Below are 26,711 nucleotides of genomic sequence, written 5' to 3' on the forward strand. Positions count from 1 at the left end.
TGCTCGATCTGGCCGCCCCACGCCCCGACCTCGTTCCTCAGTCGCGTCGCTTGCTCGATCTGGCCGCCCCACGCCCCGACCTCGTTCCTCGGTCGGAGCTGGGCGTCTCATCAGTGCAGCTCGGGCTTGGTGTCGCGGGCGATGAAGGAGTTCATCATGTCGTGCGCGGTCATCTTGCCGTCGACAACGGCGTCGACGGCCTCGGCGATCGGGGCGTCGACGCCGGTGCGGCGGGCCAGCTCGAGCAGCGACTTGCAGGACTTGGCGCCCTCGGCCACCTGACGGGTCGAGGCGTAGATCTCCTCGGTCGTCATGCCCTGACCCAGGCGCTCGCCGAAGGTGCGGTTGCGCGAGAGCGGCGACGAGCACGTCGCGACCAGGTCGCCGAGACCGGCGAGGCCCATGAGGGTCAACGGGTTGGCGCCCTGCGCGGTGGCCAGGCGGGCGGTCTCGGCGAGGCCGCGCGTGATGACGGAGGCGGTGGTGTTGTCGCCGAAGCCCAGCCCCACCGCCATGCCGACGGCGAGACCCACGACGTTCTTGTAGGCGCCACCGATCTCGCAGCCGAGCACGTCGACCGACGTGTAGGGCCGCCAGGACGGTCCGTGCGTGATGGCCTGGATGTGCTTGGCCCGCTCCTCATCGACGCAGGCGACGACCGACGCGGCCGGCTCTCGGCGGGCGATCTCGCGCGCCAGGTTGGGTCCGCTGACGACGGCGATGCGGTCGGCCGAGGCATCGGTGACCTCCTGGATCACCTCGCTCATCCGCATCAGCGAGCCGAGCTCGACGCCCTTCATGAGCGAGACGAGCGTGGCCTTCTCGGGGAGGATCGGCGCCCAGGCGGTGAGGTTCTCGCGCAGGCTCTGCGACGGCACCGTGAGCACCACGACGTCCGCGTCGGCGGCGACCTCCTCGGGATCGGTGGACGCGGAGATCGACGACGGGAGCTCGATGCCCGGCAGGTAGTCGGTGTTCTCGCGGCGCTCGTTGATCGCCTCCACGACCTCCCCGCGGCGGGCCCACAGGGACACGTCGTTGCCGGCGTCGGCGAGGACCAGCGAGAACGCGGTGCCCCACGAACCTGCGCTGAACACTGCGATCTTCGTCATCGGGTGCGCTTCCTCTTCGTCCGGTGGGCCCCGTGGTGGGCGGTGGGGTGCGGGTTGCCGATCTCGCGTACGCCGCTGCGGCGCGGGTCGTAGCGCTCGGCGGGCGGTGTCTCCTGGCGGATGTCGGCGACGATCGCGGTGATCGCGTCCATGATGCGATCGGTGGCCCGCGCCGTCCGCTCCGTCGACGACGGAAGGGCGAGGAGGTCGTCGAGCGGCACCGGGTCACCCGCCTTCATCACGATGTTCTTGCGCGGCACCAGGTGCGGCCTCTTCGTGTAGGGCGGGAGCACCTCGTGCGCGCCCCACTGACCCACCGGGATGACCGGGCAGCCGGTGGCGAGGGCGATGCGGGCGGCGCCGGTCTTGCCCTTCATCGGCCAGAGGCCGGGATCACGGGTCAGCGTGCCCTCGGGGTAGACGATGAGGCACTCGCCGTCGCCGATCGCCTTGACCGCGGCGTCGTACGCGCCGATCGCGTTGCGGCTCAACCGCTCCACCGGGATCTGGCCGGCGGCGGTCAGGAACCCGCCGAGGTACTTGTTGCTGAACAGCCCGGACTTGGCCAGGTAGCGCGGCAGCCGGCCGTGGTCGTAGACGAAGTGCGCCGAGAGCAACGGGTCGACGTGGGAGATGTGGTTGATGACCACGATGCAGCCACCCGTGGCGGGGATCTTCTCCCCGTCGATCCAGGTGCGGGAGGTGGCACTGAGCAGCGTCGGCTTGAGGATCGTCGCGGCGACGGTCATCGCCCAGCCGCGCTTCTGCTCCAGCTTCCTGACGCGCAACGCCATCCCCTCCCTCGTGCTGTCTCGCGGGCCCGGCCCGGACGCTGTCTGCGTCGCGAGCAGGCTACTCGGTCAGCAGGGTGCGGGGACGCCACCGGCACGCTGGCCCTGGGTGGGAGAATCGTCGCGATGTCCGCCGATGCCCGACCCGCGCGCTGCGTGGTCGTCGTACCCGTCAAGCCGCCCACCTACGGGAAGTCCCGGCTGGGGCTCCCCGCCGATCACCGGCGCGAGCTCGCCGAGGCCTTCGCGCTCGACACCGTCCATGCCGCCGCCGCGACGCCGGGCGTCGACGCCGTCCTCGTCGTCACCGACGACCACGGGCTCGCCGCGTCCGTGCGCACACTCGGCTGTGAGGTGATCCCGGACGGCGTCAGTGACGACCTGAACGCGACGCTCGTGCAGGCCGCCGCCGAGGTCGCGCGGCGTTGGCCGGGCGCGGTGCCCGTGGCGCTGTGCGCCGACCTTCCGGGGCTGCGGCCCGTCGAGCTCGCCGGTGTGCTCGGGGAGGTGCACGAGCAGGTTGCGGCCGGCCGGGTCGCCTTCGTGCGCGACCACACCGGACGGGGCACCACGTTGTACGCCGCCGCTGCCGACGCGTTCTACCCGTCGTTCGGCCTGGCGTCCGCGGCTCGGCACGAGGCCGCCGGGGCCGTCGAGGTGGGCACCACGGCGACGAGCGTCCGCACGGATGTCGACGACCCGGACGACCTCGGGGCTGCTCTGCTCGCCGGCGTCGGTCCGCACACGACCCGGGCAAGCGAAAGGCGGGCCACCCACTCGGGGTGACCCGCCCGTGTCACGCGGCTGCGGCAGGACCGCAGCCAGGACGTCAGCGACGGCGCGGCGTCAGGACTTCTTCGCCGTCGTCTTCTTGGCCGTGCTCTTCTTGGCCGGGGCCTTCTTCGCCGGGGCCTTCTTGGCCGTGCTCTTGCTGGCGGAGCTCTTGCTGGCAGTCGACTTGGCAGCGGTCGACTTGGTCGCCGACTTCTTCGCCGGGGCCTTCTTGGCGGCGGTCTTGCTCGCCGTCGAGGTGCTGGCCTTCTTCGCCGTCGACTTCTTGGCCGCCGTGGTCTTGGCCGGGGCGGACTTCGCGGTCGAGGACTTCTTGGCAGCGGTCGACTTGGTGGCCGTCGACTTCGCCGGCGTGGACTTCTTGGCGGCTGCTCCCGTCACGGCCGCGGCCGCGGCCCGCACGCCGGGTGGCTTGGGCATCGTCGCCGCGGTCAGCTTCGGCAGCTTCTTCGCACCCGAGATGACGTCCTTGAGCTCCTTGCCGGCGGAGAACTTCGGCACGGCCTTCTTTTTCGACTTCATCCGCTCGCCGGTCTGCGGGTTGCGGACCCAGCGTGCGTTGCGGACTGCCTTCTCGAACGAGCCGAAGCCCGTGATGGCGACCTTCTCACCCTTCGCGACCTCGCGGGTGATGGTGTCGAGCACGGACTCCAGTGCATGGGCCGCCTGCTTGCGGTTCCCCTCGTAACGCGCGGCGAGCGCGTCGATGAGCTCTGACTTGTTCACTAGCTTCCCTTCCCAATGAACCTCGGACGCCGAGCTCGTGCTCGACCCTCTGCAAGGCACGCTAGGCACATGGAAGGGTGAGAACAATCACCAAAGCCCCTGTTTGTAGGGGTTTTTCACGCAGTGACGGGCTTCCAGCCCGGTCGTCCCGCCTCGAAGGCGGTGATCGCGTCGTCGTGCGAGAGCGTGATGCCGATGTCGTCGAGCCCCTCCAGGAGGCGCCACCGGGTGTAGTCGTCGATGTCGAAGGAGTCCTCGACGGCGTCATCGCCCGCACCAGCGCGGACGGTGCGGCTCTCCAGGTCGACGGTGATCTCGCCACCCGGGTTGTCCTCGAGCCAGTCCCACAGGCGCTGCACGACCTTCTCGTCGACCTGCGCCGCCAGGAGCCCGGCCTTGCCGGAGTTGCCGCGGAAGATGTCGGCGAAGCGCGATGAGATGACGACCTTGAAGCCGTAGTTCTGCAGGGCCCACACGGCGTGCTCGCGCGAGCTGCCGGTGCCGAAGTCCGGGCCGGCGACCAGCACCGACCCGGCGGCGTACGTCGGGTCGTTGAGCACGAAGCCGGGATCGTTGCGCCATGCGGCGAACAGGCCGTCCTCGAAGCCGGTGCGGGTCACGCGCTTGAGGTAGACCGCCGGGATGATCTGGTCGGTGTCGACGTTGCTGCGCTTCAGCGGGACGCCGACGCCGGTGTGGGTGGTGAACTTGTCCATGGTCAGGCTCCGATCGGCGTGAGGTCGGCGGGCGAGGAGAGGGTGCCGCGCACGGCGGTGGCGGCGGCGACCGGGACGGACACGAGGTGCGTACGACCGCCCTTGCCCTGTCGTCCCTCGAAGTTGCGGTTGGACGTCGAGGCGCTGCGCTCACCCGGTGCGAGCTGGTCGGGGTTCATGCCCAGGCACATCGAGCAGCCGGCGCCGCGCCACTCGGCGCCTGCGGCGAGGAAGACCTTGTCGAGGCCCTCGGCCTCGGCCTGGAGACGTACGCGCACCGAGCCCGGCACCACGAGCAGACGGGTGTCCGGGGCGACGGTGCGGCCCTCGAGGACGGAGGCCGCGAGGCGCAGGTCCTCGATGCGGCCGTTGGTGCAGGAGCCGACGAACACGGTGTCGACCTTGACGTCGCGCAGCGGGGTGCCGGCCTCGAGACCCATGTACTGCAGGGCCTTCTCGGTCGCGACCTTGTCGTTGGGCTCGTCGAAGTCGTCGGGGCTCGGGACGTTCGCGCCCAGGGGCGCGCCCTGTCCGGGGTTGGTGCCCCACGTGACGAACGGCGTCATCGTGGACGCGTCGAGCTCGATCTCCTTGTCGAACACGGCGTCGTCGTCGGTGCGCAGGGTCTTCCAGTGGGCGACCGCGGCGTCCCAGTCGGCTCCCTTCGGTGCCTCCGGCTTGCCCTCGATGTAGTCGAAGGTCGTCTGGTCCGGGGCGATCAGTCCGGCCTTGGCGCCCCACTCGATCGACATGTTGCACACCGTCATGCGGCCCTCCATCGAGAGCTCCTCGATGGCCTGGCCGCGGTACTCGACGATGTAGCCCTGGCCGCCGCCCGTGCCGGTGTGCGTGATCAGCGTGAGGACGAGGTCCTTGGCGGTGACGCCCTCGGGCAGGCTGCCGTTGACGGTGACGGCCATCGTCTTCGGCTTGGCCTGGGTCAGGGTCTGCGTCGCCAGCACGTGCTCGACCTCGGAGGTGCCGATGCCGAACGCGATCGCGCCGAACGCGCCGTGCGTGGAGGTGTGCGAGTCGCCGCACACGATCGTCATGCCGGGCTGGGTGAGACCGAGCTGCGGGCCGACGACGTGGACGATGCCCTGCTCGACGTCGCCGAGCGGGTGCAGGCGGACACCGAAGTCGGCGGCGTTCTTGCGCAGCGTCTCCACCTGGGTGCGGCTCACCGGGTCGGCGATCGGCTTGTCCCAGTCGAGGGTGGGGACGTTGTGGTCCTCCGTCGCCAGGGTGAGGTCGGGACGCCGCACGGTGCGGTTCGCCAGGCGAAGGCCGTCGAAGGCCTGCGGCGAGGTCACCTCGTGGAGGAGGTGGAGGTCGATGAAGAGGAGGTCGGGCTCCCCCGGGGCGCTCCGGACGACATGCTCGTCCCAGACCTTCTCGGACAGGGTCTTGCCCATGACACAAACTCCTTAGCCTTTGCCTCGTGCGACAGGACGACGGTACATCTTGCATCCCACTCTCTGAGATGAGAATATCGGCATATGGACAACGGATCTGGCGTCGGCGTACTCGACAAGGCCGCGCTCGTGCTCGCAGCGCTGGAGGCCGGACCGGCCACCCTGGCCGGCCTCGTGGCCGGTACCGGACTGGCCCGACCGACGGCCCACCGCCTCGCTGTCGCCCTCGAGCACCACCGTCTCGTGGCTCGCGACATGCAGGGGCGCTTCGTGCTCGGCCCGCGCCTGGGCGAGCTGTCCGCCGCCGCCGGTGAGGACCGCCTGCTCGCCGCGGCCGGACCGGTGCTGGCCAGGCTGCGCGACATCACCGGCGAGTCCGCCCAGCTCTGGCGCCGCCAGGGCGAGCACCGCGTGTGCGTCGCGGCGGCCGAGCGCCCGTCCGGCCTGCGCGACACCATCCCCGTCGGCTCCCAGCTCACCATGAACGCCGGCTCCGCAGCCCAGATCCTCCTCGCCTGGGAGGACCCCGAGCGGATGCACCGGGGTCTGCAGAACGCCGCCTTCTCCGCCACCGCCCTGTCCGGCATCCGCCGCCGCGGCTGGTCGCAGTCGGTCGGCGAGCGCGAGCAGGGCGTGGCCTCGGTCTCGGCCCCCGTCCGCTCCCCCGGCGGAAAGGTCATCGCCGCGGTGTCGGTCTCCGGTCCGCTCGAACGGCTCTCGCGCCAGCCCGGCCGGATGCACGCGCCCGCCGTCCTCGCCGCCGCCGACCGGCTGTCCGAGTCGCTGCGCCGCGCCGCGTCGGAGTAGGTCCGCGGCCACCGCTCGCCCGCCGTCTCATCGAGGGTGGCGGCACATCGCACACCCGCGCCCCGATCTTCTGCGATCTGCCGCCACTCCCCACCGGGCCGAGCCCCACGGTGGCGGCGCGCGACATCCGACAGCGCCCATTCGCTGTCGTACGCCGCCACCCTCAGCGACCTGAGGGCCAGGGCGCGCGGTGGCCCTTCCCGGTGTCGGTGACCTGGGGCAGGGTGGGCGCATGGCAGACCTCGTGGACCTCGGACCCGCCGGCGAGCGGCTCGTCGCCGTCGCCGCCAACGTCACCGACGACCAGCTCGACGCGCCCACCCCGTGCGAGGGGCGCACCGTCGGGCAGCTCGTCCAGCACCTCGCCGGGCTGACGCTCGCGTTCCGCGCCGCGGCGGACAAGGACCTCGGTCCCCTCACCGACACCAGTCCGGACGCCGACGGCTGGCCGGACGTCGAGCCCGGGTGGCGGGAAGCACTGGCCGAGCGGGTGCCGGCGCTGGCCGCGGCCTGGCGCGACCCCGAGGCCTGGGAGGGCATGACGCGTGCCGGCGGGGTCGACCTGCCCGGGCAGGTGGCCGGTCTGGTGGCTCTCGACGAGATCGTCCTCCACGGCTGGGACCTCGCCCGCGCCACTGGTCAGGACTACGACTGCGACGACGCGACGGCCGAGGCGTGCATGGCGTTCGTGGGCGGGTTCGACGAGGGCGGCACGCCCGGCCTCTTCGGCCCGGCGGTGGACGCCGGTCCTGGCGCGTCGGCGTTCGAGCAGGTGCTCGCCCGCTCGGGCCGCGACCCGCGCTGGTCTGCCTGACCGACCCAGGAGGCGATCAGAAAAGGGCGTCCTGCTCCAGCTCGAGCAGCTGCTGCTTGCGCTCGAGCCCGCCGGCGTAGCCGGTCAGCGTGCCGTTGGCGCCGATGACCCGGTGGCACGGCACCACGATGGGGATCGGGTTGCGCCCGTTGGCGAGGCCGACCGCGCGGGAGGCGGCGTTGGTCATGCCCAACCGGCCGGCGATCTGGCCGTAGGACGCGGTGTCGCCGTAGCCGATCAGCTCCAGCTGGGTCCACACCCGACGCTGGAAGTCGGTGCCGACGGGCGCCAGCGGCAGGTCGAAGACGGTCAGGTCGCCCTCGAAGTACGCCGTCAGCTGCCGCACGGCCTCGGCGAGCACCGGGTGGTCGTCCGACCGGTCGCCGAGCGGGCGCCCGTCTGCCGGCTGCCGGAAGGGCGAGAACTCGATCGCCACGATCGAGCCGTCGCGCTCCACGATGCGCAGGTCGCCGACCGGTGAGGGCATCACGGTCCACATGTCAGTTCTCCTCGTCAGCGCGGGGCGGCGCAGGTGTGTCGGGCATCAGGGTGTTCCACAGGTGCATCAGCGCGTAGGACCGCCACGGCCTCCAGCGCTCGGGATCCGGGTCGCCGCCACCCGACGTCGCAAGGCCAGCGAGCAGCCGGCGCACGGCGAGGTCGGTGGGCAGGAAGACGTCCGGGTGCCCGAGCGCCCGCATGGCCACGTAGTCGGCCGTCCACGGGCCGATGCCGGGCAGCTCGAGCAGCGCGCGTCGTACGCCGTCGCGGTCGGGGCCGCGGTCGAGCAGCACCTTTCCGTCGGTGAGCGCCGCGGCCAGCCCGACGAGCGCCCGTCCCCGCGCGCGCGGCATGGGCAGGGTGGCGGGGTCTGCGGCCGCGAGCGAGGCGGCGTCGGGGAAGAGGTGCGTCAGCCCCGGCACGTCCGACTCGACGGTCCGCCCGTGGGCGGCCACGAGCCGGCCGGCGACCGTGCGCGCCCCGGTGACGCTGACCTGCTGGCCGATGACCGTGCGGATCGCCGTCTCGTCGCCGTCGACCTGCCCGGGCACCCGGAGACCGGGCGTGGCGCGCACGAGGTGGCCCAGGACCGGGTCGCCACCGAGGTGGTCGTCCACGGCGCGCGGGTCGCAGTCGGCGTCGAGCAGGCGTCGTACGCGCTCGCTCGCGGCCGCGGTGTCGCGCAGGTCTGCCAGCCGGAACTCGGCCGTGACGAAGCCGGTCCCGCCGCCGGCGGCCCCTGACGTGTCGGGCAGGTCGACCAGCTCGAGACGGACGGTCCCGCTGCCGTGGGGCAGGTCGAGCGTGCGGGCGTACCAGCCGGGTCCGGCGACCTCCACACCCGGCACGAGGTGGTAGGCGAGGAAGTCGAGCATCCGCCGGCCGGCGAACGGGGTGCGGACGGGGAGCCGCATCGTGATGGCGCCGGCGCGGTGGGAGCCGTTGCGACGACCGCGCAGCTCGGAGGGTGACGACGCGTAGATCTCGCGCAGGGTCTCGTTGAACTGCCGCACGCTGGCGAAGCCGGCCGCGAACGCGACGTCGGTCAGCGGCAGGTCGGTGGTCTCGATGAGCACCCGCGCGCTCTGCGCGCGCCGGGCCCGGGCCAGCGCCAGCGGACCGGCGCCCAGCTCCTGGGTCAGCAGCCGGCCCAGGTGGCGCGGGGTGTAGCCGACCCGGCGGGCCAGCCCGTCGACGCCCTCGCGGTCGACGAGACCGTCGGCGATCAACCGCATCGCCCGCCCCGCGACGTCGGCGGCGACGTCCCACTCCGGGCTGCCGGGCGTCGCGTCGGGCAGGCAGCGCTTGCAGGCGCGGTAGCCCGCCGCGTGCGCGCTCGCCGCCGTCGGGTGGAACGTCACGTTGCCGGCCGCCGGCGTCCGCGCCGGGCACGAGGGCCGGCAGTAGATCCCGGTCGTGCGGACCGCGGTGTAGAAGACCCCGTCGAAGCGCCGGTCCCGGCTGCGGACGGCGCGGTAGCAGGCCTCGGTGTCGAGGTGCCCGGTCGGTGTCATGCGTCGAGCCTGTCACCCCACGCGACCTCGCACCAGCGGAAATCGGACACTGCCGTCGACCCGGTGCGAGGTGCTAGCCGGTCGGTCGGTAGCGGCGCTCAGGGCGCCCCGCCCCGCCGTACTGCAGGCGTACGACGACGGCACCGCGGGCGACGAAGTGCTCGAGGTAGCGGCGCGCGGAGACGCGCGAGATGCCGACGACGTCGGCGCACTCGGCGGCGGACAGCTCACCCGCCTCGCGCAGCGCAGACTGCACGAGGTCGGCGGTCTCCGGGCTGAGTCCCTTGGGCAGGCTCACCGCCGGCGCAGGAGCCGCACCGGCCGCCCCGAAGACAGCGTCGATGTCGTCCTGTCCGGGCGCGCCCGAGCCGGAGAGGGCCAGCTGGGCCGCGCGGAAGGACTCGAGGCGCACCTGCAGGTCCTCGTAGTCGAACGGCTTGACGAGGTAGTGCACCGCACCCCCGGCCGCGGCGGCCCGGACGGTGTCGGCCTCGCGTGCCGCGGTGACCATCAGCACCCCCACGTCGTCGCCCGCGGCCCGCAGCCGGCGTAGCACGTCGATGCCGGTCATGTCGGGCAGGTGGACGTCGAGCAGCAGCAGGTCGGGTCGCAGGCGGGCGGTGTCGTCGAGAGCGGCCTGGCCGCTGCTCGCGACTCCGACCACCTCGAACCCCTCGGTCCGCTCCACGAACTGCGTGTGGATGCGCGCGACCATGAAGTCGTCGTCGACGACGAGCACGCCCAGTGCGCCACCCGGTCCGGTCATGCCTCCACCCCCACTCCGACGCCCGGCAGCTGTGCCTCGAACACCGCGCCCGAGCCGTCCCGGCCGGGGTGGACGGTGACGGCGCCGCCCCGACGTTCGCAGACCACCTGCACCAGCGCCAGCCCGACACCCCGGCCCTCGGCGGTCGCGGCCTTGGTGCTCCAGCCCCGCCGGAAGATCTCCCCGACCATCTCGGGCCGCACGCCGGGCCCGGTGTCGGAGACGGCGAGGCGTACGACGTCACCGTCGAGGCGCAGGTCGACCTCGACGCTCGTGCCGCCGACCGACACGGAGGCGTCCACGGCGTTGTCGACGAGGTTGCCCAGCACCGTGCCGACGTCCGTGGACGCCTCCGGGTCGAGGCGGGGCAGGTCGCTGTCGACGGCCATGACCAGGTCGACGCCGCGCTCGGCGGCGAGGCTGGTCTTGGCGATGAGCAGGGCAGCCACGGCGGGGTCGTCGACGTGGGCCGTGACGGCGTCGGAGATGTCGCGGCGGCGCCGGCTCAGGGTGCCGACGAGCCGCGACACCTCGTCGTACTCCCCCAGCTGAACGAGCCCGGAGATCGTGTGCAGCTGGTTGTGGAACTCGTGGGTCTGGGCGCGCAGGGTGTTGGTGATCGACTCGCGCGCGCTGAGCTCGCTCTGCAGGGCGAGCAGCTCGGTGCGGTCGCGCAGCGTGGTCACCGACGCGACCCGGCGGCCTGCCTCGACCACGGGGTTGCGGTTGACGACGAGGACCCGCTCCCCCAGGACGACGACGTGGTCCCGGATCTCGGCGTCGTCGGCGAGCAGGTCGCGCACGGCGGGTTCGAGGTCGAGGTCGTCGACGCGGCGTCCCTCCACCTCGCCCTCGAGGCCGATGAGCTCGCGCGCGCTGTCGCTCAGCACCGTCACGGTGCCGTCGTCCGCGACCGCGACGACCCCTTCGCGGATCGAGTGCAGGAGCGCCTCGCGCTGGTCGGCCAGCGCCGCGATGGCGGACGGCTCCAGGCCGCGCGTACGACGCCGGATGAGCCGCGACAGCAGGAACGACCCGGCCACCCCCAGGGCCAGCCCGAGGCCTGCGAACGTCAGCAGGTCGGGCAGCACGCTCCGCGCCCGCTCGACCCACGTGGGGTACTCCTCGGCCACCATCGCGATGCCCACCAGCTCGAGCTTCCGGTTGATGATCGGCACCTGCGCGGCGATCGACGGAGTCCCGAAGTCGTCGACGTCGCCGGTCCACGGGCGCAGCTGCTGCACCGTGCTCCCGGACAGGTCGATGCGGCGGTCGCGGCCGTCGAAGTCACTGCTGACCAGAACGACCCCGTCGGGGTCGGTGAGGTAGACACCGCTGGCCTGGAACCGCTGGGTCAGCGGGGTCAGGGCGGAGCGGTTGGCCTCGACCGCGTCGGTGCGGAACGAGAAGCGCACGATCTTCGTGTTGGCCAGGGTCTCCGCGTCCGCGCGGAGCCCTGCACCACGCGTGTCGCGGAAGTCGGCGTCGCTCTGCTGCACCGACACCACGCTCGCAACGGCGACCACGACGAGCAGCACCGTGAGCTGCAGCACCAGGAACTGACCGGCGAGGGTCGCCGGCCACCAGCGCGAGCGTGACCACAAGTTCCACAACCTCCATTGCTTACCCAAGCGTGACGAGCACCACACGCAGTCTCCACCATCGTCGTGGGCGGTCCGGCGAGGACGACCCGGACGAGACACACGAGAGATCGGAGAGCACATGATGCGCCGAAGGACGAGGCAGGCGGTCGCCACGGTGGCCGCGCTCGCCAGCGCGCTGCTCCTGGCGACGGGCTGCGGCGTGACGCGCGGCGACCAGAGCCGCGACCTGACGATGCTGATCCCCAACAGCCCCGGCGGTGGCTACGACCAGACCGGCCGTGCCGCGGTCGCGGTCATGGAGAACGGCGACATCACCGGCGGTTCCTTCGAGGTCACCAACGTGATCGGCGCCGGCGGGTCGGTCGCCATGACACGGCTGATGAACGCCGAGGGCGACGAGCGCACCCTGATGACCGCCGGGCTCGGCGTGGTGGGGTCGCTCTACTCGTTCGGTGCGCCGTACTCGATGGACGACGCGACGCCGCTCGCCCAGCTGATCGAGGACCAGGAGGGCGTGCTCGTCCCCGCCGACTCGCCGTACGAGACGATCGACGACCTCGTGCAGGCGTGGCAGGACGACCCCGCTTCGATCGTCGTCGGTGGAGGGTCGTCCCCCGGCGGGCCGGACCACCTGTTCCCGATGCAGCTCGCGAGCGCGGTCGACATCGACGCCCGCGACGTGCGCTACGTGCCGTACGACGGCGGCGGCCCGCTGACGAGCGCGCTGCTCGGCAAGAAGATCGACGTCGGCTTCTCCGGCGTCGGCGAGTTCGAGGGCCAGCTGTCCTCCGGCGAGCTGCGGCTCCTGGCCGTGTCGGGCGAGGAGCGGCTCGAAGGTGAGGGCATCAGCGACGCCCCCACCCTCACCGAGGCCGGCATCGACCTGGTCTTCACCAACTGGCGCGGTGTCTGGGCGCCCCCCGGCATCAGCGAGGAGCGTCGCGACGAGCTCATCGGGATGCTCGAGGAGATGCACGAGACCCCCGAGTGGCAGCAGGCCCTCGAGGACAACGGCTGGATCGACGAGTTCAAGACCGGCGACGACTTCACCCAGTTCCTGAAGGAACAGGACGAGCGCGTCGCCACCACCCTCGAGGAGCTGGAGCTGCTGTGAGCACACCACTCGACACCCACCCGGGCACCCCGGGCTCACCCGCCACCACGGCGGAACCCCGGCGCGACCTGGCGCAGCTCGGCCTCGCGGCCGCGCTCGTCGTCGTCGGCGCCTACACCGTCTACGACGCCACCACGTTGCGCATCGGCTTCGGCGACCCGGTCGGGCCGCGCGTCTTCCCCTACGTCATCGGAGCCGTGACGGTCCTGCTCGGCGTCCTGCTGGTGCTCGCCACCCTGCGCGGCGACGTCCCGGAGGCCGAGGGCGGCGAGGACATCGACCTGCACCAGCCGGCCGACTGGGTCACCGTCGGCAAGCTGGTCGGCGTCCTGATGTTCACGGTCCTGACGATCTCGTTCCTGGGCTGGGCCATCAGCGGCGCGATCCTCTTCGTCGGCTCGGCCTGGTCGCTCGGCAGCCGCACCCTGGTCCGCGACGTCATCGTCGGCCTCGTGCTGTCGGTGAGCAGCTGGTACGCCTTCCACGAGGGGCTCGGCGTCATCCTGCCGGCCGGGATCCTGGACGGGGTGCTCTGATGGAGAACCTCTCCCTGCTCATGGACGGCTTCGGCTCCGTCCTGACCCCGCAGAACCTGCTCTTCGCCTGCATCGGCGTGCTCCTGGGCACCTTCGTCGGCGTCCTGCCCGGCATCGGGCCGGCCATGGCCGTGGCCCTGCTGCTGCCGGTGACCTACGGCCTCGACCCGATCGGCGCCTTCATCATGTTCGCCGGCATCTACTACGGCGGCATGTACGGCGGCTCGACGACGTCGATCCTGCTCAACACCCCGGGCGAGTCAGCCTCGGTGATGACGGCGCTCGAGGGCAACCTGATGGCACGGGCCGGACGGGCGGCGCAGGCGCTGGCCACCGCCGCGATCGGCTCCTTCATCGCCGGCACCATCGGCACCCTGCTGGTCGTCTTCTTCGCCCCCGCGCTGGCCTCGGTGGCAGTCGAGATCGGCGCCCCGTCCTACTTCGCCCTCATGGTCCTCGCGATGATCATGGTGACCAGCGTGCTCGGCGGGTCGCCGCTGCGCGGCTTCATCGCCCTGTTCCTCGGCCTGACCATCGGCCTCGTCGGGCTCGACCTCAACACCGGCCAACCCCGGCTCAGCTTCGACCAGCCGCTGCTGGCGGACCGGATCGACGTGGTCGTGGTGGCGGTCGGCATCTTCGCCCTCGGCGAGGCGCTGTGGGTGGCCGCCCACCTCCGTCGCAGCCCCCTGCACGTGATCCCGGTCGGCCGTCCGTGGATGGGCCGCGACGACCTGCGGCGCTCGTGGGGCCCGTGGCTGCGCGGGACGGCGTACGGCTTCCCGTTCGGTGCGCTGCCCGCGGGCGGCGCGGAGATCCCCACCTTCCTGTCCTACCTGACCGAGAAGCGGATCGCGAAGCGCAAGGGCGTCGACGAGTTCGGCAAGGGCGCCATCGAGGGCGTCGCCGGGCCCGAGGCCGCCAACAACGCCTCGGCCGCCGGCACGTTCGTCCCGCTCCTGGCGCTCGGCCTCCCGGTCACGGCGACCTCCGCGGTCATGCTCGCGGCGCTCCAGGGATACGGCATCGAGCCCGGCCCGGGCCTGATGACCGACCAGCCCGAGCTGGTGTGGGCGCTGCTGGCCAGCCTGCTGATCGGCAATGCGCTGCTCCTGGTGCTCAACCTCCCGCTGGCCCCCGTGTGGGCCAAGCTGCTGCGGATCCCCCGGCCTCAGCTCTACGCCGGCATCCTGTTCTTCGCCGCGCTCGGGGCGTATGCCGCCAACCTGCAGGCCTTCGACTTGTTCCTGCTGGTGCTGCTCGGCCTGCTCGGCCTGGCGATGCGCCGCTTCGGTCTCCCGGTGCTGCCGCTGATCCTGGGCGTCATCCTCGGGCCGCTGATGGAGTTCCGGCTCCGCGAGGCGATGGCGATCTCGGGAGGCGACGTCGCCGGGCTCTGGAGCGAGCCCCTCGCCGTGGTGATCTACGTGGTGGTCGCGATCGCGGTGATCGCTCCCCTGGCGGTCCGCCGGATCCGCCCCACCCCGGCCGCCGTGGCCGAGGAGCTCGACACCCCGACCGACGAGTCCGTGGACAAGGAGCAGGTGCGATGAGCCAGCAGGCAGCAGTGACGATCGTGGTGGGCTGGACCCCCGACGAGTTCGGTGAGACCGCATTGCACCGCGGTGTGGAGGAGGCGCGGCTGCGCGACGGACGCATCGTGGTCGTCAACGCCACGCGCGGTGACGCGCTGGTCGACGAGCGCTACGCCGACGAGGACCAGCTCGCCGCGCTGACGGCCGAGCTGGGCGCGGCGGGTGTCGAGGTCGACGTACGACGCTCGATGGGCGCCGACGTCGGGGACCAGGTCCTGGCGGTGGCCGAGGACGTCTCCGCCGACCTGGTCGTGATCGGCCTGCGCCGCCGCTCGCCGGTGGGCAAGCTGCTGATGGGCAGCGTCGCCCAGCGGATCCTGCTCGGCGCGGACTGCGCCGTGCTGGCGGTGAAGCCGGCCGGCTGACGACACTAGTGCGGCCGGGACGGGCGACGTGTTGGTCGCCCATCCCGGCCGCACGATGCTGCTGGACCCCAGCCGGGTTCAGCCGGGTTCAGCTCGGTTCAGCTGGCCACGGCCTCGTGGTCGTGGTCGTGCCCGTCGTCGCCGCCGAGAGGTCCGGCGAAGGTGTGCTCCGGCCCGGCGGGAGCCGGGATGGTGAACCTGCCGGGCACGTTGCGGCCCTCGACCCCGTTGACGCCTTCGGTCGAGTAGGCGTAGGTGAGCACGGCGAACGCGACCGCGTCGGAGTTGATGTCGAGCGCCTTCTGGTTGACGTTGTCGATCGTGTCGCAGGCCTGGTGGTAGCACTGGTCGAACGACTCACCGGCGACACCACCCCAGATCGCCTGCTGCTCCGGGGTCTTGACGACCTCCGCGCCCGTGAAGAGGCCACCGGACGGGATGCCGTTGTTGATGAAGGCCTGGTAGTCGCTACGGCCGCTGAACGCCGAGTCGTCGTACGGCTCGCTGCGCACGGTGTAGAACGACTCCAGGGTCTCCTCGATGTGCTCCGACCCCTCCGGCACCGGCACCGGCGCCACGAAGCTCGACTCGTCGGCGTCGTAGATGCCGAAGTAGTAGTTCGGCGAGCCGATCATGTCGAAGTTGAGGTAGAGCGCGATCTCGTCCTTCTCCTCCTGGGTGCGCTGCGCGACCCAGGCACTGGACCCGAGCAGGCCGATCTCCTCCGCACCCCACCAGGCGAAGCGCACGGTGTTCTGGGGCTTGGAGCTGCCCATGGCCTCGACCACGTCGAGCAGCCCGGCCGAGCCGCTGCCGTTGTCGTTGATGCCGGGGCCTGCCGGCACCGAGTCGAGGTGGGCGCCGGCCATGACGACGTTGTCCTCGACCTCGCCCTTCAGCTCGCCGATCACGTTGTAGTCGGTGACCTCGCGGAAGGTGACGGCGACGCGCGCCGTCGAGCCCGTCTGGGCCAGGGACTCGCCGGCGGCGAAGCTCGTGCCGACCACGGGGATGTCGACGACGGTCGGGTTCTCGGGAGTCGGGGACAGGGTCGGACTGATGACGCCGAAACGGTCTCCGGCGGACGCGTCGCCCTGGTTGAAGATGATGACCCCGGACGCGCCAGCCTGCTCGGCGTTGATCGCCTTGGCCGCGAACGGGCAGGTGCCGCGCTGCACCAGTGCGATGGATCCGACCGGGAAACCGGCGAAGTCCGCGGCCTCGCAACCGCTGGTGTTGGCACGGGTACCGGTCAGGACGATGTCGACCGGCACCACCGCAGCCGTCACGTCGCCCTCGCCCGTGCCGGTCGCGCCGGCGTGGGGGTGCGCGGCCTGCGTCGGGGTGAGCTGCTGGAGCACTGTGTCCGTCGCGTTGTAGGTGAACGGCACGACGTCTGCCGTCCACCCCGACTTCTCGAGCACCCCGACGACGTAGTCGACGCTGGCCTGGTAGCCGGGCGTGTCGGTAGCGCGGGTGCCGCCGTTGGCGTCCGCGATGGCCTGGAAGGCCTCGAGGTGCTTGGTGACCCCGTCGGCAGAGACGCACTCGAGGAGCTTGGAGTACGTGTTGTTGTTGCGGCTGTCGCACGCCTTCTCGGCAGGTGCCGCGGCCGAGGACGAGGCCGTCAGCGGCACCGCCGCACCTGCAGTGGCAACCATCAGACCGGCTGCTGCAACGCCCAGAGATCGTCCAGAACGCTTGCTGACCATAGAGGACTCCTTTGTCGCTCAATTCGTGTCGACGGGCACTCGGGTGTCGCCCGCGGCGCTCAACCTATGCGCACAGGTGCGCAGATGACTAGGGATCTCCTGGCCCGAACGGGCCACGCCGCACCCCCCGACCGGACCACCACGCACCTGGACGGGGCACGACCTCACGCCGTGCATGCTCGCGCTGGTGCCCGAGCGGCGGCGGGTAACCCTGGCGAGCGCCCGGCCGTGCCGGAGGATCAGGCCGGTTCCCTCGCCGTGCGGCGCCGCTGCCGGATGACCAGCGCGCAGGCGCCGGACAGCAGGACCACCGCTGCCGGGACGACGACCCCGCGCAGCGTCCCGTCGGAGTCGTCCTCGGACGCAGTGGACGCCGAGGACCCCGCCGCCCGCACCTCGGCGGGCAGGCCATCGTCCACCTCGAAGCGGATCTCACCGGCGATCTCGTGGCCGTCGGCGGACAGGACGTCGTAGGTCAGGGTGTAGGCGCCGTCGGGGCCGGCCCACAGGTTCTGGCGGACCTCGGCGCCGAAGGCGGTGGCCGCGCCGTTGGCGACGCTGCCGTCGGGACCGGTCACGGTCACCTCGTGGACCTCGGCGACCGCCCCGGAGAAGGTGAGGATCGCGCGCGACGGCAGCGCCTCGAGCACGCCCGACGCCGAGGGGGTCGGAGGACACGAGCTCCTCGTGGGCGGAGGCGGGCGGTGGCACCCACAGGAGGAGGGCCGCGAGGCCCGATAGGACGACGGTGACGAGCCCGCGACGCGGCGCCGCGGAATTCATGCTCCGAGCCCCTGGCGCCAGGCGACGAGGTCGTCCCACTGCTGGGCGAGTCGGTGCTCGGTGGCCCCGACGGGGTCCTTGAAGAAGAAGGCCAGCTCGGTGAGGGGGCCCGTCCTGCCGGTTGCGTGGGCGGCGGACACCAGGCGCGCGAGGTCGAGGACGAGCGGCGCGGCGAGGGCGGAGTCGCAGCCCTCCCAGGTGAGCTGGAGCGTCATGCGCGTGCCGAGGAACCCGTCGAACCGCACGTGGTCCCAGGCCGTCTTCCACTCCCCCAGGTCCTCGACCTGGTCGATGTGCATCGGCCCTGGGACAGCGCGGCCGACGATGGCATCGAGGCCGCTGCGCTTGGCGACCGTCTTGCTCCGGGCGGCCTCGGGATCGGCCAGGGTCGCACCGTCACCGCCGCCGAGGAGGTTGACCGACGTCCACGACCGCAGCTCGAGGGCGCGCATGACGAACAGGGGCGCGAGTGCCGACTTGAGCAGGGTCTCCCCCGTCTTCCCGTCGCACCCGGCCCACGGCAGGCCGCTGCGCGCTGCTGCCTCGACCACGACCGGGAGCCGCAGGCACGGGCTCGGGGTGAAGGACACGAAGGGCGCGCCCGCGCGGAAGGCCGCCAGCGCGTAGACCGCGCCGACCGGCAGCGCGTCGTCGACGACCGTCATCGCGTCGGGGTCGGGGACCGGCGGTTGCGTGCTGGCGACGTCGACGACGACCACGCGCTCGAGGCGGTGCCGGTCGCGGAAGTCGGTGATGTCGGCGGCGAGGCGTTCCACCGCGTCAGCTGCAGAGGCCGACCCGGCCGCATGACCGGGGCGTACCTCGGCGTCGACGGTCTCGAGGTGGGCGCGGGCCGCGTCCACGACCGACGGCGGCACGACACCACCCGCCGCGAGCTCCTCCGTCCGCTTGGCGAGCGAGCGTGAGCTGACGTCGTGGCCGCCGAAGACCAGTCCCGACAGGGGCGGCAGGCCCTCGGGCCGCAGCTCCGGCAGCTCGGTCACGAGAGCGGTGGTCGGTGCGAGGCCATGCGCCACGGCGTACGCACCGACCACCGCTGTGGTGGCCACCGAGCCCCGCGCACCCACGAACCACACGCCTGTCCTGGCCGTCACCACGTGGGCGGGGTTCGTGTCGTCCTGGTCGGACGGGTGGTGCACGGGGTCGATGGACATCTGGGGCCCGTCAGGACGAGGTCGAGAAGGCGGCGTCGAACGCGGCCGTCGGGGCGTCGAAGGCCAGTCGGCGCACGAACTCCAGCGCCTCGGGCGCGCCGACGAGGCGGTCCATGCCGGCGTCCTCCCACTCCACGGAGATCGGGCCGTCGTAGCCGATCGTGTTGAGCATCCGGAACGACGCCTCCCAGGGCACGTCACCGTGGCCAGTGGAGACGAAGTCCCACCCGCGGCGCGGGTCGGCCCAGGCCAGGTGCGAACCCATGCGTCCGTTGCGGCCGTTGCCGACCTGCTTCTTCGCGTCCTTGCAGTCGACGTGGTAGATCCGGTCCTTGAAGTCCCAGAGGAACCCGACCGGGTCGAGGTCCTGCCAGACGAAGTGCGAGGGGTCCCAGTTGAGGCCGAACGCCTCGCGGTGGTCGATCGCGTCGAGCGCGGCCACGGTGGTCCAGTAGTCGTAGGCGATCTCGGAGGGGTGCACCTCGTGGGCGAAGCGGACGCCCTCGCTGTCGAAGACGTCGAGGATCGGGTTCCAGCGGTCGGCGAAGTCCTGGTAGCCGGCGTCGACGAGGGCCTGGGACGCCGGCGGGAACATCGCGACGTACTTCCAGATCGAGGACCCGGTGAAGCCGACGACGACGTCGACCCCGAGCTTGCGCGCGGCGCGCGCGGTCATCTTCATCTCCTCCGCGGCGCGCTGGCGCACGCCCTCGGCGTCGCCGTCGCCCCAGATGCGGTCGGGGAGGATGTCGCGGTGGCGGGCGTCGATCGGGTCGTCGCAGACCGCCTGGCCCTTGAGGTGGTTGCTGATCGCGAAGACCTGCAGGTCGTACTTCTTGAGCATCTCCAGCTTGGCCGGGACGTAGGACTCGTCCTCGACCGCTGCCCACGGGTCGAAGTGGTCGCCCCAGCAGGCGAGCTCGAGGCCGTCGTAGCCCCAGCCGGAGGCGAGCTTGCACATCTCCTCGAACGGCAGGTCGGCCCACTGGCCGGTGAACAGGGTGACGGGGCGTGGCATGTGTGCTCCTCAGGTGTGGTGGTGGTGCGTTCGGCTGGTGGTGCTGGTGGTGCTGCGGTGGTGCTGTCTGGTCGTGGTGCCGGCCGTCCGGTGCGGACCGGTGCCGGGACGGAGCGCCGTGTCCCGGCACCGGCCGCTCGGGGGCGACGCCTCACGGCGCCACCCCCCGCCCAACCGGGGGCCCGGCCTCCGGCTCGCACGCAGGGCCGATCCTGCGTACGCGCCGGTTCACCTCACCCGAGGGTGACGTGGTGGCCGAGCCGCCCGGCTACGGACGTCTCGTGCTCGCCACCGGCGCCTACAGCTGCGACTTCAGCGTGCGCGACAGGCGCTTGAGTGCGAGCCTCACCTCCTTGTCCTTCACTCGGGAGGCGAGCCGCTCGAACCGCTTGAGCGACCGGATGGCCGCTCCCGCGTCCTTTCGACGGTCGGCCCGCTTGGCGGCCTGGAGCTGCTTCTTGAGCTGCTTGGCCACCTTCGGGCTGACCAGGCCCTGGTCGTCGAGGCGGTTGACGAGCTTCCTGACCTTGCCGGAGGACACGACCACCCGGAAGGTGACCGTCTGCGACGCCTGGTTGCCCGCCTCGTCGAGGACGGTGACCTCGAGCGTGTGCCGACCTGGTGCCAGCGACATCGCGTCGAGGCGCACCGGCGCCCTCACCACCGTGCCGTCGAGCCGGACCACCTGCTCGGCGGCGCCCGACGTGGCGTCGGTGACGCCGACCCGAGCCGTGCGCGCCGCTGCGACGTCCAGCTTGGCCCCGTCGGCGATGCCCGAGACGGTCACCGTGGGCGCCGTGGCGTCCATCTTGATGGTGATCGTCTCCACCGCCGAGGTGGTCCCAGCAGCGTCGGTCGCCCGGGCCTGGACCCGGGTGACGCCGTCGGCGCTGACCGTGAAGGGCGTGGTGTACGCCGTCCACGGGCCGTTGTCGATGCGGTACTCCATCGAGATCCGGCCCTCGCCGCCGGCACCCGCAAGGGCGACCGTGACGGGCGCCGTGAACCAGTTCGCGCGACCGTTGGCCGCGACGGGCGCCGTGGTCATCGTGACCGACGGCTTCGCCGGCTCGACCGGCCCGCCCGCCTCGCTGACGACGACCTCGAGCTGTCCGCCCTCGGTGTTGCCCGCGTTGTCGGTCGCGCGGTAGCGCACCGGATAGGTCCCCGGCTCGTCGAACGCCAGAGGAGCGTCGTACGTGCTCCACGTGGTGGCGTCGCCGATCTGGTACTCGATCCGCGCCACACCCGAGGTGGCGTCGGTCGCGGTCAGGGTGACCGTCCTGGTGGTGCTGCCGGTCTCGGCCGTGGTGACGACCGGAGGCGCGGTGTCGACCTTGAGCGTCTCCGAACCTACCTCCGAGACGTTGCCCGCCTCGTCGGTCGAGCGGTACTCGACCACGACCTCACCCTCGCCGGGCACCGGGACGGCGATGTCGTACTCCTCCCAGTCCCCACCGTCGATGCGGTACTCGATCGAGGCGACGCCCGACCCGCCCGCTTCGTCGGTGGCCGTCAGTGTGAATGACGGGCGCGAGGTGTACCAGCCGGTCTCACCCGCGTCGGCGATGACCAGCTCTGTCGTCGGTGCTGTGGTGTCCTCAGGCTGCACCTCCGGCACCACGACCTCGACCTGTCCGGTCGCCCTGTTGCCCGCTGCGTCGGTGGCGCGGTAGCGCACGACGTAGGTGCCGGGCTCGTCGAACGTCAACGGCGTGGTGTAGGTCGTCCACGTCGTGGCGTCGCCGATCTGGTACTCGATGGTCGCCGCACCCGAGTCGTCGGTGGCGGTGATGGTGACCGTCTTGGTCGTCTCCCCCGTGACGGCGGCGCTGACCTCCGGGTCGGTGGTGTCGCCCGGCTCCTCCCCGCCCGGCTCGCAGGTCTCGTCCTCACCGAGGGTGAAGAAGTCGAAGCTCGGCGTGATCCCTGCTCCGGCCGTCTGGTTGGCGGCGGAGAGGAGGCCGATCCTCGGCTCGGCGATGTCGGCGATGCTGTAGCCACCGGACATGTCGGTCCAGCTCACGCCGTCGGTGCTGTAGCTGCCGAGGACCTCGTCGCCGTCCTCGCTGGTCAGTCGCAGCCACACGGTGGTCGGGAACTCGGCCCCGAGGCCCGGGGTGTTGGTCTCGACCGCACTGCCGGCGGTCTCCCGCGCCGTCTGGATGATGTTGGACGCGGCGTTGGGATCGGTGCTGCGTCCCTGGAAGACGTGCTTGAGGTAGTTGTCGTCGTCGCCATAGATCAGCAGGCCTGCCGACTGGTAGGACCTGTTGATCGGTGCGGTGACCTTGGTGGTGGCGACGAACGGACCCTCGGGCAGGTCCCGGAGGACCAGGTCGCGGGCGGTGTTCGTCGTCTGGTAGAGGTCGGTCGCCTCCATCGGGATCTTCAGCGAACCGCCGGAGACCGTGAGGTTCCCGCTCGGTCGCACGACCGTCCACGGCGGGGACGCCAGGGACTGGCCGTTGAACTCCTCGACGACGCACGGCGGGCTGCACTCGACAGCGGTGTCGTCCGGGGTGATCGTGAAGTAGTCGAACTCGGCGGTGATGTTGTCAGCCGCTCCTGCAGCCGTGCTGCCCAGGGCGAGCAGGCCGACCTTCGGTGCGGTGATGCCGGTCAGGTCGCGCGGGGCGGCCGTGCCGTTCGACGTCGTGATCGGGAGCCAAGTGGCTCCGTCGGTGCTGTAGGTCGGAGTGACGACGTTGCCGTCGGTGCTCGTCATCCGCAGCCACACGGTGTCGGGGAAGGTCGCGCCGAGGGCGGTGGAGTTCGACTCCGACGCCGTGCCGTTGACCTCCTTGGCGAACTGGATGACGTTGGCTGCCTTGCTGCCCGCCGCGGCCGTGGAGCGACCGGAGTAGACGAGCTTGAGGTAGTTGTTGTCGTCGCCGTAGACGATCAGTCCACCCTGCTGGTAGCCGCGCACGGCGGGCAGCGTGAGCTTCGTCGTGACCTCGAACCGCCCGGCGGGCAGGTCCTGCAGGACGATGTTGGGCGCCGTGTTCGTGCCCTGGTAGATGTCGGCGTTGGTGAGCGGGATGTTGAGCGACCCGTCCGCCACCGTGAGCGACTGGTCGACGCGCACGCTGCGGTTCCAGCGCTCGGTGTCGAGGGCATCTCCCACGAAGTCGTCGGAACGACCGCTGAAGCAGATGTCCTGCGCCGCCCTGACCCTGACCTCCAGCGTGCGGGTGGTCTTCGCCCCGCGCGAGTCGGTCACCACCAGCTCGACGACGTACGTGCCCGGCGTGGCGTAGGTGTGGCTCGGGTCGGCGTCGGTGGAGCTGGCGCCGTCGCCGAACTTCCACGCGTAGGTGACAGGGGTGTCACCGTCCGCGTCCTCGACCGTGCTCGTGAAGTCCACCGGGAGAGGTGCCTCACCGTTGGTCGAGCTGGCCTCGATCGAGACGGCCGGGGGCTGGTTGTCGGTCACGCCCCGGCCGTTGAACCGCAGCCAGTTGACGTTGGCGCCTCCGGTGGTCGCGACCACGTAGAGGGGCTCGCTGTCGGTGGACGCGCCGGTGAACGCGGCGGTCACGTCCTGGTAGGTCTGGGCGCCGCCCGTGCTGGGCACGGCGATCGTGGCGATAGCGGGGCCGGTGGGCGATCCCTGCCGGACCTCGAACGCCGCACCCGCCGTGGTGGAGGCCGCGCGCATCGTGACGCCGGTGATGCCGGTCAGGTTCATCACGTCCCAGCCGAACCAGTCGCCGGTCTCGACGCCGTTGACGTTCTGGCCGCCGTCGGTGTCGGTGGTCGTCTGGGTCGTGACGCCCGGGGTGCCCGAGGTGTTGGACCCGGTGCGACCGGTCTCGTCGAAGTACTCGGCCTCCTTCTTCTTGGTGTGCAGGACGATGCCGTCCACGCTCGTCAGCTCCCCGGCCTCGCCGGAGCCGCTGTCGGTGTAGGTGGCCTTGATGGTGCCGAATATGTTGGCGCCCACGTGGCCGGTGTCGCCGGGCAGCGCGAGGACGCCGCTGCAGCCCCGGTACTGCTCGTAGTCGTGCGAGTGCTGGTCGTGGCCGAGCCCGGGCTGGACGACGACGCGGTCGCAGTCGATCGTGCCGTCCTCGGGGTCGCTCACCTCGACCTCGTACGCGAGGTAGTCACCGAACTCGAAGAAGCCGCCGTCCGGGGGCAGGACCAGCTCGACGGTCGGCGCGGTGTTGCCCGACGTGATGTCGATGTTGGTCGTGCCGGTCCGGCCGCCCTCGTCGGTCACGGTGAGCCGTGCGGTGTAGTCACCCGGGTCGGTGTAGGTGAAGCTGCCGGTCGGGGTCGTGGCATCGGTGGTGCCGTCGCCGTCGAAGTCCCAGGCGTAGGTCAGGCCCGTGGCGTCGCCGGTGTCGGCGTCGAAGGAGGCGCTGCCGTCGAACTGGACGGTCAGCGGCGCCGGACCCGACGTCTTGTCGGCCGTCGCCCTGGCCACCGGCGCGCGGTTGCCCTCGACGTAGTCGATCCGGTAGATGCCCGAGTCGGTGTTGTTGCCGTTGAAGCCGCTGCCCCACTCGATCATGTAGAGCGCACCGTCCGGCCCGAACTGGAGGGCGTGGGGTCGTCGCATGGGCAGGTTGGGCAGGAAGCGGTTGAGGTCGGTGTAGTCGGTGCCGGCCTCGTTGAGCTGCACGCTGAACAACCGGTTGTTGTTCCAGTCGGCCCAGATCGCCTTGCTGTCGAAGTAGGCGGGCCACTTGCGGTCGGAGGCGAGGTCGGGGTCGTAGGAGTAGGTGCCCGACGTCATCGGTGCGCCACTGGCCCCGATCTCCGGGGTGCCGGTGATCGAGGCGTTGTTGCTCTGCCACATGACCGCTGCCTTAGCCGGCGGCAGGTCGGTCAGGCCCGTGTTGTTGGGCGAGTCGTTCACCGGGTTGGCGCAGTCGAAGGCCGCACCGGCCGTGCTGCTGGCGAAGTTGTAGTCGTTGTAGGGGGTGTTGTCACCCACGCAATAGGGCCAGCCGTAGTTGCCGGGCTCGTCGAGGATGTTCCACTCGACGCGGCCGTTGGGCCCACGTGTGGCGCTGACGGAGCCGGCGTCCGGGCCGTAGTCAGCCACGAGCAGGTTGTTGTGCTGCTCGTCGAGGCCGATGCGGAACGGGTTGCGGAAGCCCATCGCATAGATCTCGGGACGGGTCTTGTCATCGGTGTCGTCGGCCTCGTCGAAGAGGTTGCCCTCCGGGATGCTGTAGCCGCCGGCCGCCAGGGGCTTGATGCGCAGCACCTTGCCCATCAGCGAGTTGGAGTTCGCCGAGGTGCGCTGGGCGTCCCACGCGCTGCGGCCGGGTCGCTCGTCGATCGGCGTGTAGCCGCTCGAGTCGAACGGGTTGGTGTTGTCACCGGTGGCGAGGTAGAGGTTGCCGTCGTTGTCGAACTCCATAGCGCCGCCCGCGTGGCAGCACTGGTCGCGCTGCGTCGGGACGTCGAGGATCGTCGTGGCGGTGCCGAGCTGGAGCGTGTTCCCGTCCATCGTGTAGCGGGAGATGCGGTCGATGGCCGTCGAGCCCGCCGGCGAGTAGTGGAGGTAGACCCAGTTGTTGGTGGCGAAGTCGGGGTCGAGCGCGATCCCGAGCATGCCGAACTCCTGGCCGGTGTAGACCGGGATGCTGCCCGCGGTCACCACGTTGCCGTTGGTCAGGATGATGCGCACGTCACCGTTGCGGTCGACGTAGAACACGCGACCGTCGTCGGCGATGGCGAGCTCCATCGGGTTGGAGGTGTTCTCGTCGAGCGCGACCTTCTCGAAGCTGGGCTCGAGGGTGGCAGTGCAGTCGGAGTCGACCACGCCGGCCGCGGTCTGGATGCCTCCGAGGACGTGCTGGAGGAACGTCGGCTCGACGAACGAGGCCTCGGTGTGCCCCATGCCGGTGTACCAGCTGCGGCCGCCGTCGTAGTCCTGGCACCACGCGATCGGGTGCTCGTTGCCCATCGCCCCGCTGCCCGGGGTGTACGTCGACTCGTCGAGCGAGGCGAGCACGTGCACCTTGCCGCGGGGGTTGGTGCGGAAGTTGTACCACTCGTCGGTGCGCTCCCACAGCGGCTCGATGCCGGCGGTGGAGGGGTGCGCGTGGTCCTCGACCTTGACGGTCGCGGTCGGGGTGCCCGGCGGGTGGTTGTTGAAGTAGGAGCCGACCAGCTCGCCGTACCACGGCCAGCTGTACTCGGTGTCGGAGGCGGCGTGGATGCCCGCGTAGCCGCCGCCTGCCTGGATGTAGCGCTCGAAGGCACCCTGCTGGGCGTCGTTCAGCACGTCACCGGTCGTCGAGAGGAAGATGACGACCTCGTACTGCTCGAGGTTGGCGTCGGTGAACGCGGTGCTGTCCTCCGTCGCGGTCACCGTGAAGTTGTTGTCCGCCGCGAGGGCCTGGATGGCAGTCGTGGCCTCGTCGATGTTCGAGTGGCGGAACGCCGCGGTCTTGGAGAAGAGGAGTGCGTCGAACGACTCCTCTGCTGCCGCCGCCGCGGAGGCGGCCGGATCGGCGGTCCACGGGACCGCGTCGCCCAGGACGCTCTCGGTCTCGGTCTTCTTCTGCTTCTTCTCGGTCCTGTCGGAGGCCGTGGCCCGGTCGTCAGGCGCGGTGGCGGCGGCACGCTCGGTGCTCGGTGCCGCGGAGGCCGAGGAGGCCAGCCCGACGCCCGCGCCCAGCGGCAGCGAGACGAGCAGGGCCATGCTGGAGCCGACTGCGACGCGGGAGCGCCTCTGCAGTCGCGTGATGAGTCTGTTCATCACGATCCCTTCTGTGGTGACGGATGTGCGCTCCATCGGTTCCGGGGCGGGTCCCCGGGCGTTCGGCCCTTGTCATGCGGTCGTGCTGTCGTGCTGTCGTGCTGTCGTGCGGGTGGATCGGGTGGGCC

General features: G+C 71.4%; 21 protein-coding genes. 7 read left to right on the forward strand and 14 right to left on the reverse strand.

Going from position 1 to position 26,711, the window contains the following annotated elements:
* Positions 1-110 precede the first annotated feature (110 nt).
* The gene (locus HOO61_RS19805; RefSeq protein ID WP_172259132.1) at positions 111-1,112 is read right to left on the reverse strand and encodes an NAD(P)H-dependent glycerol-3-phosphate dehydrogenase; all 1,002 of its coding nucleotides are present in this window, start codon (positions 1,110-1,112) and stop codon (positions 111-113) included.
* Positions 1,109-1,906 (reverse strand): 1-acyl-sn-glycerol-3-phosphate acyltransferase, encoded by a 798-nt coding sequence (locus tag HOO61_RS19810; protein ID WP_172259131.1) that lies wholly within the window; start codon positions 1,904-1,906, stop codon positions 1,109-1,111. The genes HOO61_RS19805 and HOO61_RS19810 overlap by 4 nt, the downstream gene beginning before the upstream one ends.
* A 123-nt stretch (positions 1,907-2,029) precedes the next feature.
* Between HOO61_RS19810 and cofC the strand changes: the two genes are divergently transcribed.
* Positions 2,030-2,689: a 2-phospho-L-lactate guanylyltransferase gene (gene cofC / locus HOO61_RS19815; RefSeq protein ID WP_172259130.1), complete on the forward strand. Its 660-nt coding sequence runs from the start codon at positions 2,030-2,032 to the stop codon at positions 2,687-2,689.
* Between the two features lie 60 nt (positions 2,690-2,749).
* Here cofC and HOO61_RS19820 read toward each other — a convergent pair whose 3' ends face one another.
* From HOO61_RS19820 to leuC, 3 genes are all read right to left on the reverse strand, one after another.
* Positions 2,750-3,421, reverse strand: coding sequence for an HU family DNA-binding protein (locus tag HOO61_RS19820; protein ID WP_172259129.1), 672 nt, complete (start codon positions 3,419-3,421; stop codon positions 2,750-2,752).
* Between the two features lie 116 nt (positions 3,422-3,537).
* Positions 3,538-4,137, reverse strand: a complete 600-nt coding sequence (gene leuD / locus HOO61_RS19825; RefSeq protein ID WP_172259128.1) for a 3-isopropylmalate dehydratase small subunit — start codon at positions 4,135-4,137, stop codon at positions 3,538-3,540.
* 2 nt (positions 4,138-4,139) lie between these two features.
* A complete protein-coding gene (gene leuC, locus HOO61_RS19830; RefSeq protein WP_172259127.1) occupies positions 4,140-5,552 on the reverse strand; it encodes a 3-isopropylmalate dehydratase large subunit in 1,413 nt (470 codons plus the stop codon).
* 84 nt (positions 5,553-5,636) lie between these two features.
* On the opposite strand from leuC, the gene HOO61_RS19835 reads away from it, so the two are divergent.
* Both HOO61_RS19835 and HOO61_RS19840 read left to right on the forward strand, forming a co-directional pair.
* Positions 5,637-6,359 carry an IclR family transcriptional regulator gene (locus HOO61_RS19835; RefSeq protein WP_172259126.1) on the forward strand — a complete coding sequence of 241 codons (723 nt, stop codon included), beginning with the start codon at positions 5,637-5,639 and terminating at the stop codon, positions 6,357-6,359.
* Positions 6,360-6,591: 232 nt separating this feature from the next.
* The gene (locus HOO61_RS19840; RefSeq protein ID WP_172259125.1) at positions 6,592-7,173 is read left to right on the forward strand and encodes a TIGR03086 family metal-binding protein; all 582 of its coding nucleotides are present in this window, start codon (positions 6,592-6,594) and stop codon (positions 7,171-7,173) included.
* Positions 7,174-7,189: 16 nt separating this feature from the next.
* On the opposite strand, the gene HOO61_RS19845 is transcribed toward HOO61_RS19840, so the two are convergent.
* The 4 genes from HOO61_RS19845 to HOO61_RS19860 form a co-directional block, all read right to left on the reverse strand.
* Positions 7,190-7,672 (reverse strand): methylated-DNA--[protein]-cysteine S-methyltransferase, encoded by a 483-nt coding sequence (locus HOO61_RS19845; protein ID WP_172259124.1) that lies wholly within the window; start codon positions 7,670-7,672, stop codon positions 7,190-7,192.
* Between the two features lies 1 nt (position 7,673).
* Positions 7,674-9,188: a DNA-3-methyladenine glycosylase 2 family protein gene (locus HOO61_RS19850; RefSeq protein WP_172259123.1), complete on the reverse strand. Its 1,515-nt coding sequence runs from the start codon at positions 9,186-9,188 to the stop codon at positions 7,674-7,676.
* 73 nt (positions 9,189-9,261) lie between these two features.
* Entirely contained in the window at positions 9,262-9,954 is a 693-nt protein-coding gene (locus HOO61_RS19855) for a response regulator (RefSeq protein WP_172259122.1), read from the reverse strand.
* Positions 9,951-11,558, reverse strand: a complete 1,608-nt coding sequence (locus HOO61_RS19860; protein WP_216658890.1) for an ATP-binding protein — start codon at positions 11,556-11,558, stop codon at positions 9,951-9,953. The genes HOO61_RS19855 and HOO61_RS19860 overlap by 4 nt, the downstream gene beginning before the upstream one ends.
* 118 nt (positions 11,559-11,676) lie before the next feature.
* On the opposite strand from HOO61_RS19860, the gene HOO61_RS19865 reads away from it, so the two are divergent.
* The 4 genes from HOO61_RS19865 to HOO61_RS19880 are packed head-to-tail and all read left to right on the forward strand — an operon-like array spanning position 11,677 to position 15,168.
* A complete protein-coding gene (locus HOO61_RS19865; RefSeq protein ID WP_172259120.1) occupies positions 11,677-12,672 on the forward strand; it encodes a tripartite tricarboxylate transporter substrate binding protein in 996 nt (331 codons plus the stop codon).
* Positions 12,669-13,208: a tripartite tricarboxylate transporter TctB family protein gene (locus tag HOO61_RS19870; protein WP_172259119.1), complete on the forward strand. Its 540-nt coding sequence runs from the start codon at positions 12,669-12,671 to the stop codon at positions 13,206-13,208. The genes HOO61_RS19865 and HOO61_RS19870 overlap by 4 nt, the downstream gene beginning before the upstream one ends.
* On the forward strand, positions 13,208-14,761 hold the full coding sequence (locus HOO61_RS19875; protein ID WP_172259118.1) for a tripartite tricarboxylate transporter permease: 1,554 nt from the start codon (positions 13,208-13,210) through the stop codon (positions 14,759-14,761). The genes HOO61_RS19870 and HOO61_RS19875 overlap by 1 nt, the downstream gene beginning before the upstream one ends.
* Positions 14,758-15,168: a universal stress protein gene (locus HOO61_RS19880; RefSeq protein ID WP_216658889.1), complete on the forward strand. Its 411-nt coding sequence runs from the start codon at positions 14,758-14,760 to the stop codon at positions 15,166-15,168. Before HOO61_RS19875 ends, HOO61_RS19880 begins: the two co-directional genes overlap by 4 nt.
* Before the next feature lie 98 nt (positions 15,169-15,266).
* On the opposite strand, the gene HOO61_RS19885 is transcribed toward HOO61_RS19880, so the two are convergent.
* The 5 genes from HOO61_RS19885 to HOO61_RS19905 all read right to left on the reverse strand — a co-directional run bounded on the left by HOO61_RS19885 (position 15,267) and on the right by HOO61_RS19905 (position 26,583).
* On the reverse strand, positions 15,267-16,829 hold the full coding sequence (locus HOO61_RS19885; protein WP_253942388.1) for a M20/M25/M40 family metallo-hydrolase: 1,563 nt from the start codon (positions 16,827-16,829) through the stop codon (positions 15,267-15,269).
* A gap of 290 nt (positions 16,830-17,119) precedes the next feature.
* Positions 17,120-17,659: a copper resistance protein CopC gene (locus HOO61_RS19890; RefSeq protein ID WP_367650205.1), complete on the reverse strand. Its 540-nt coding sequence runs from the start codon at positions 17,657-17,659 to the stop codon at positions 17,120-17,122.
* Positions 17,660-18,838 carry an inositol-3-phosphate synthase gene (locus HOO61_RS19895; RefSeq protein ID WP_172259115.1) on the reverse strand — a complete coding sequence of 393 codons (1,179 nt, stop codon included), beginning with the start codon at positions 18,836-18,838 and terminating at the stop codon, positions 17,660-17,662.
* Between the two features lie 10 nt (positions 18,839-18,848).
* Entirely contained in the window at positions 18,849-19,856 is a 1,008-nt protein-coding gene (locus tag HOO61_RS19900; RefSeq protein WP_172259114.1) for a sugar phosphate isomerase/epimerase, read from the reverse strand.
* A 298-nt stretch (positions 19,857-20,154) separates the two neighbouring features.
* Positions 20,155-26,583, reverse strand: coding sequence for a ThuA domain-containing protein (locus tag HOO61_RS19905; protein ID WP_172259113.1), 6,429 nt, complete (start codon positions 26,581-26,583; stop codon positions 20,155-20,157).
* Positions 26,584-26,711 lie beyond the last annotated feature (128 nt).

The organism is Nocardioides sp. zg-1230, from assembly GCF_013155335.1.
Classification (GTDB): domain Bacteria; phylum Actinomycetota; class Actinomycetes; order Propionibacteriales; family Nocardioidaceae; genus Nocardioides.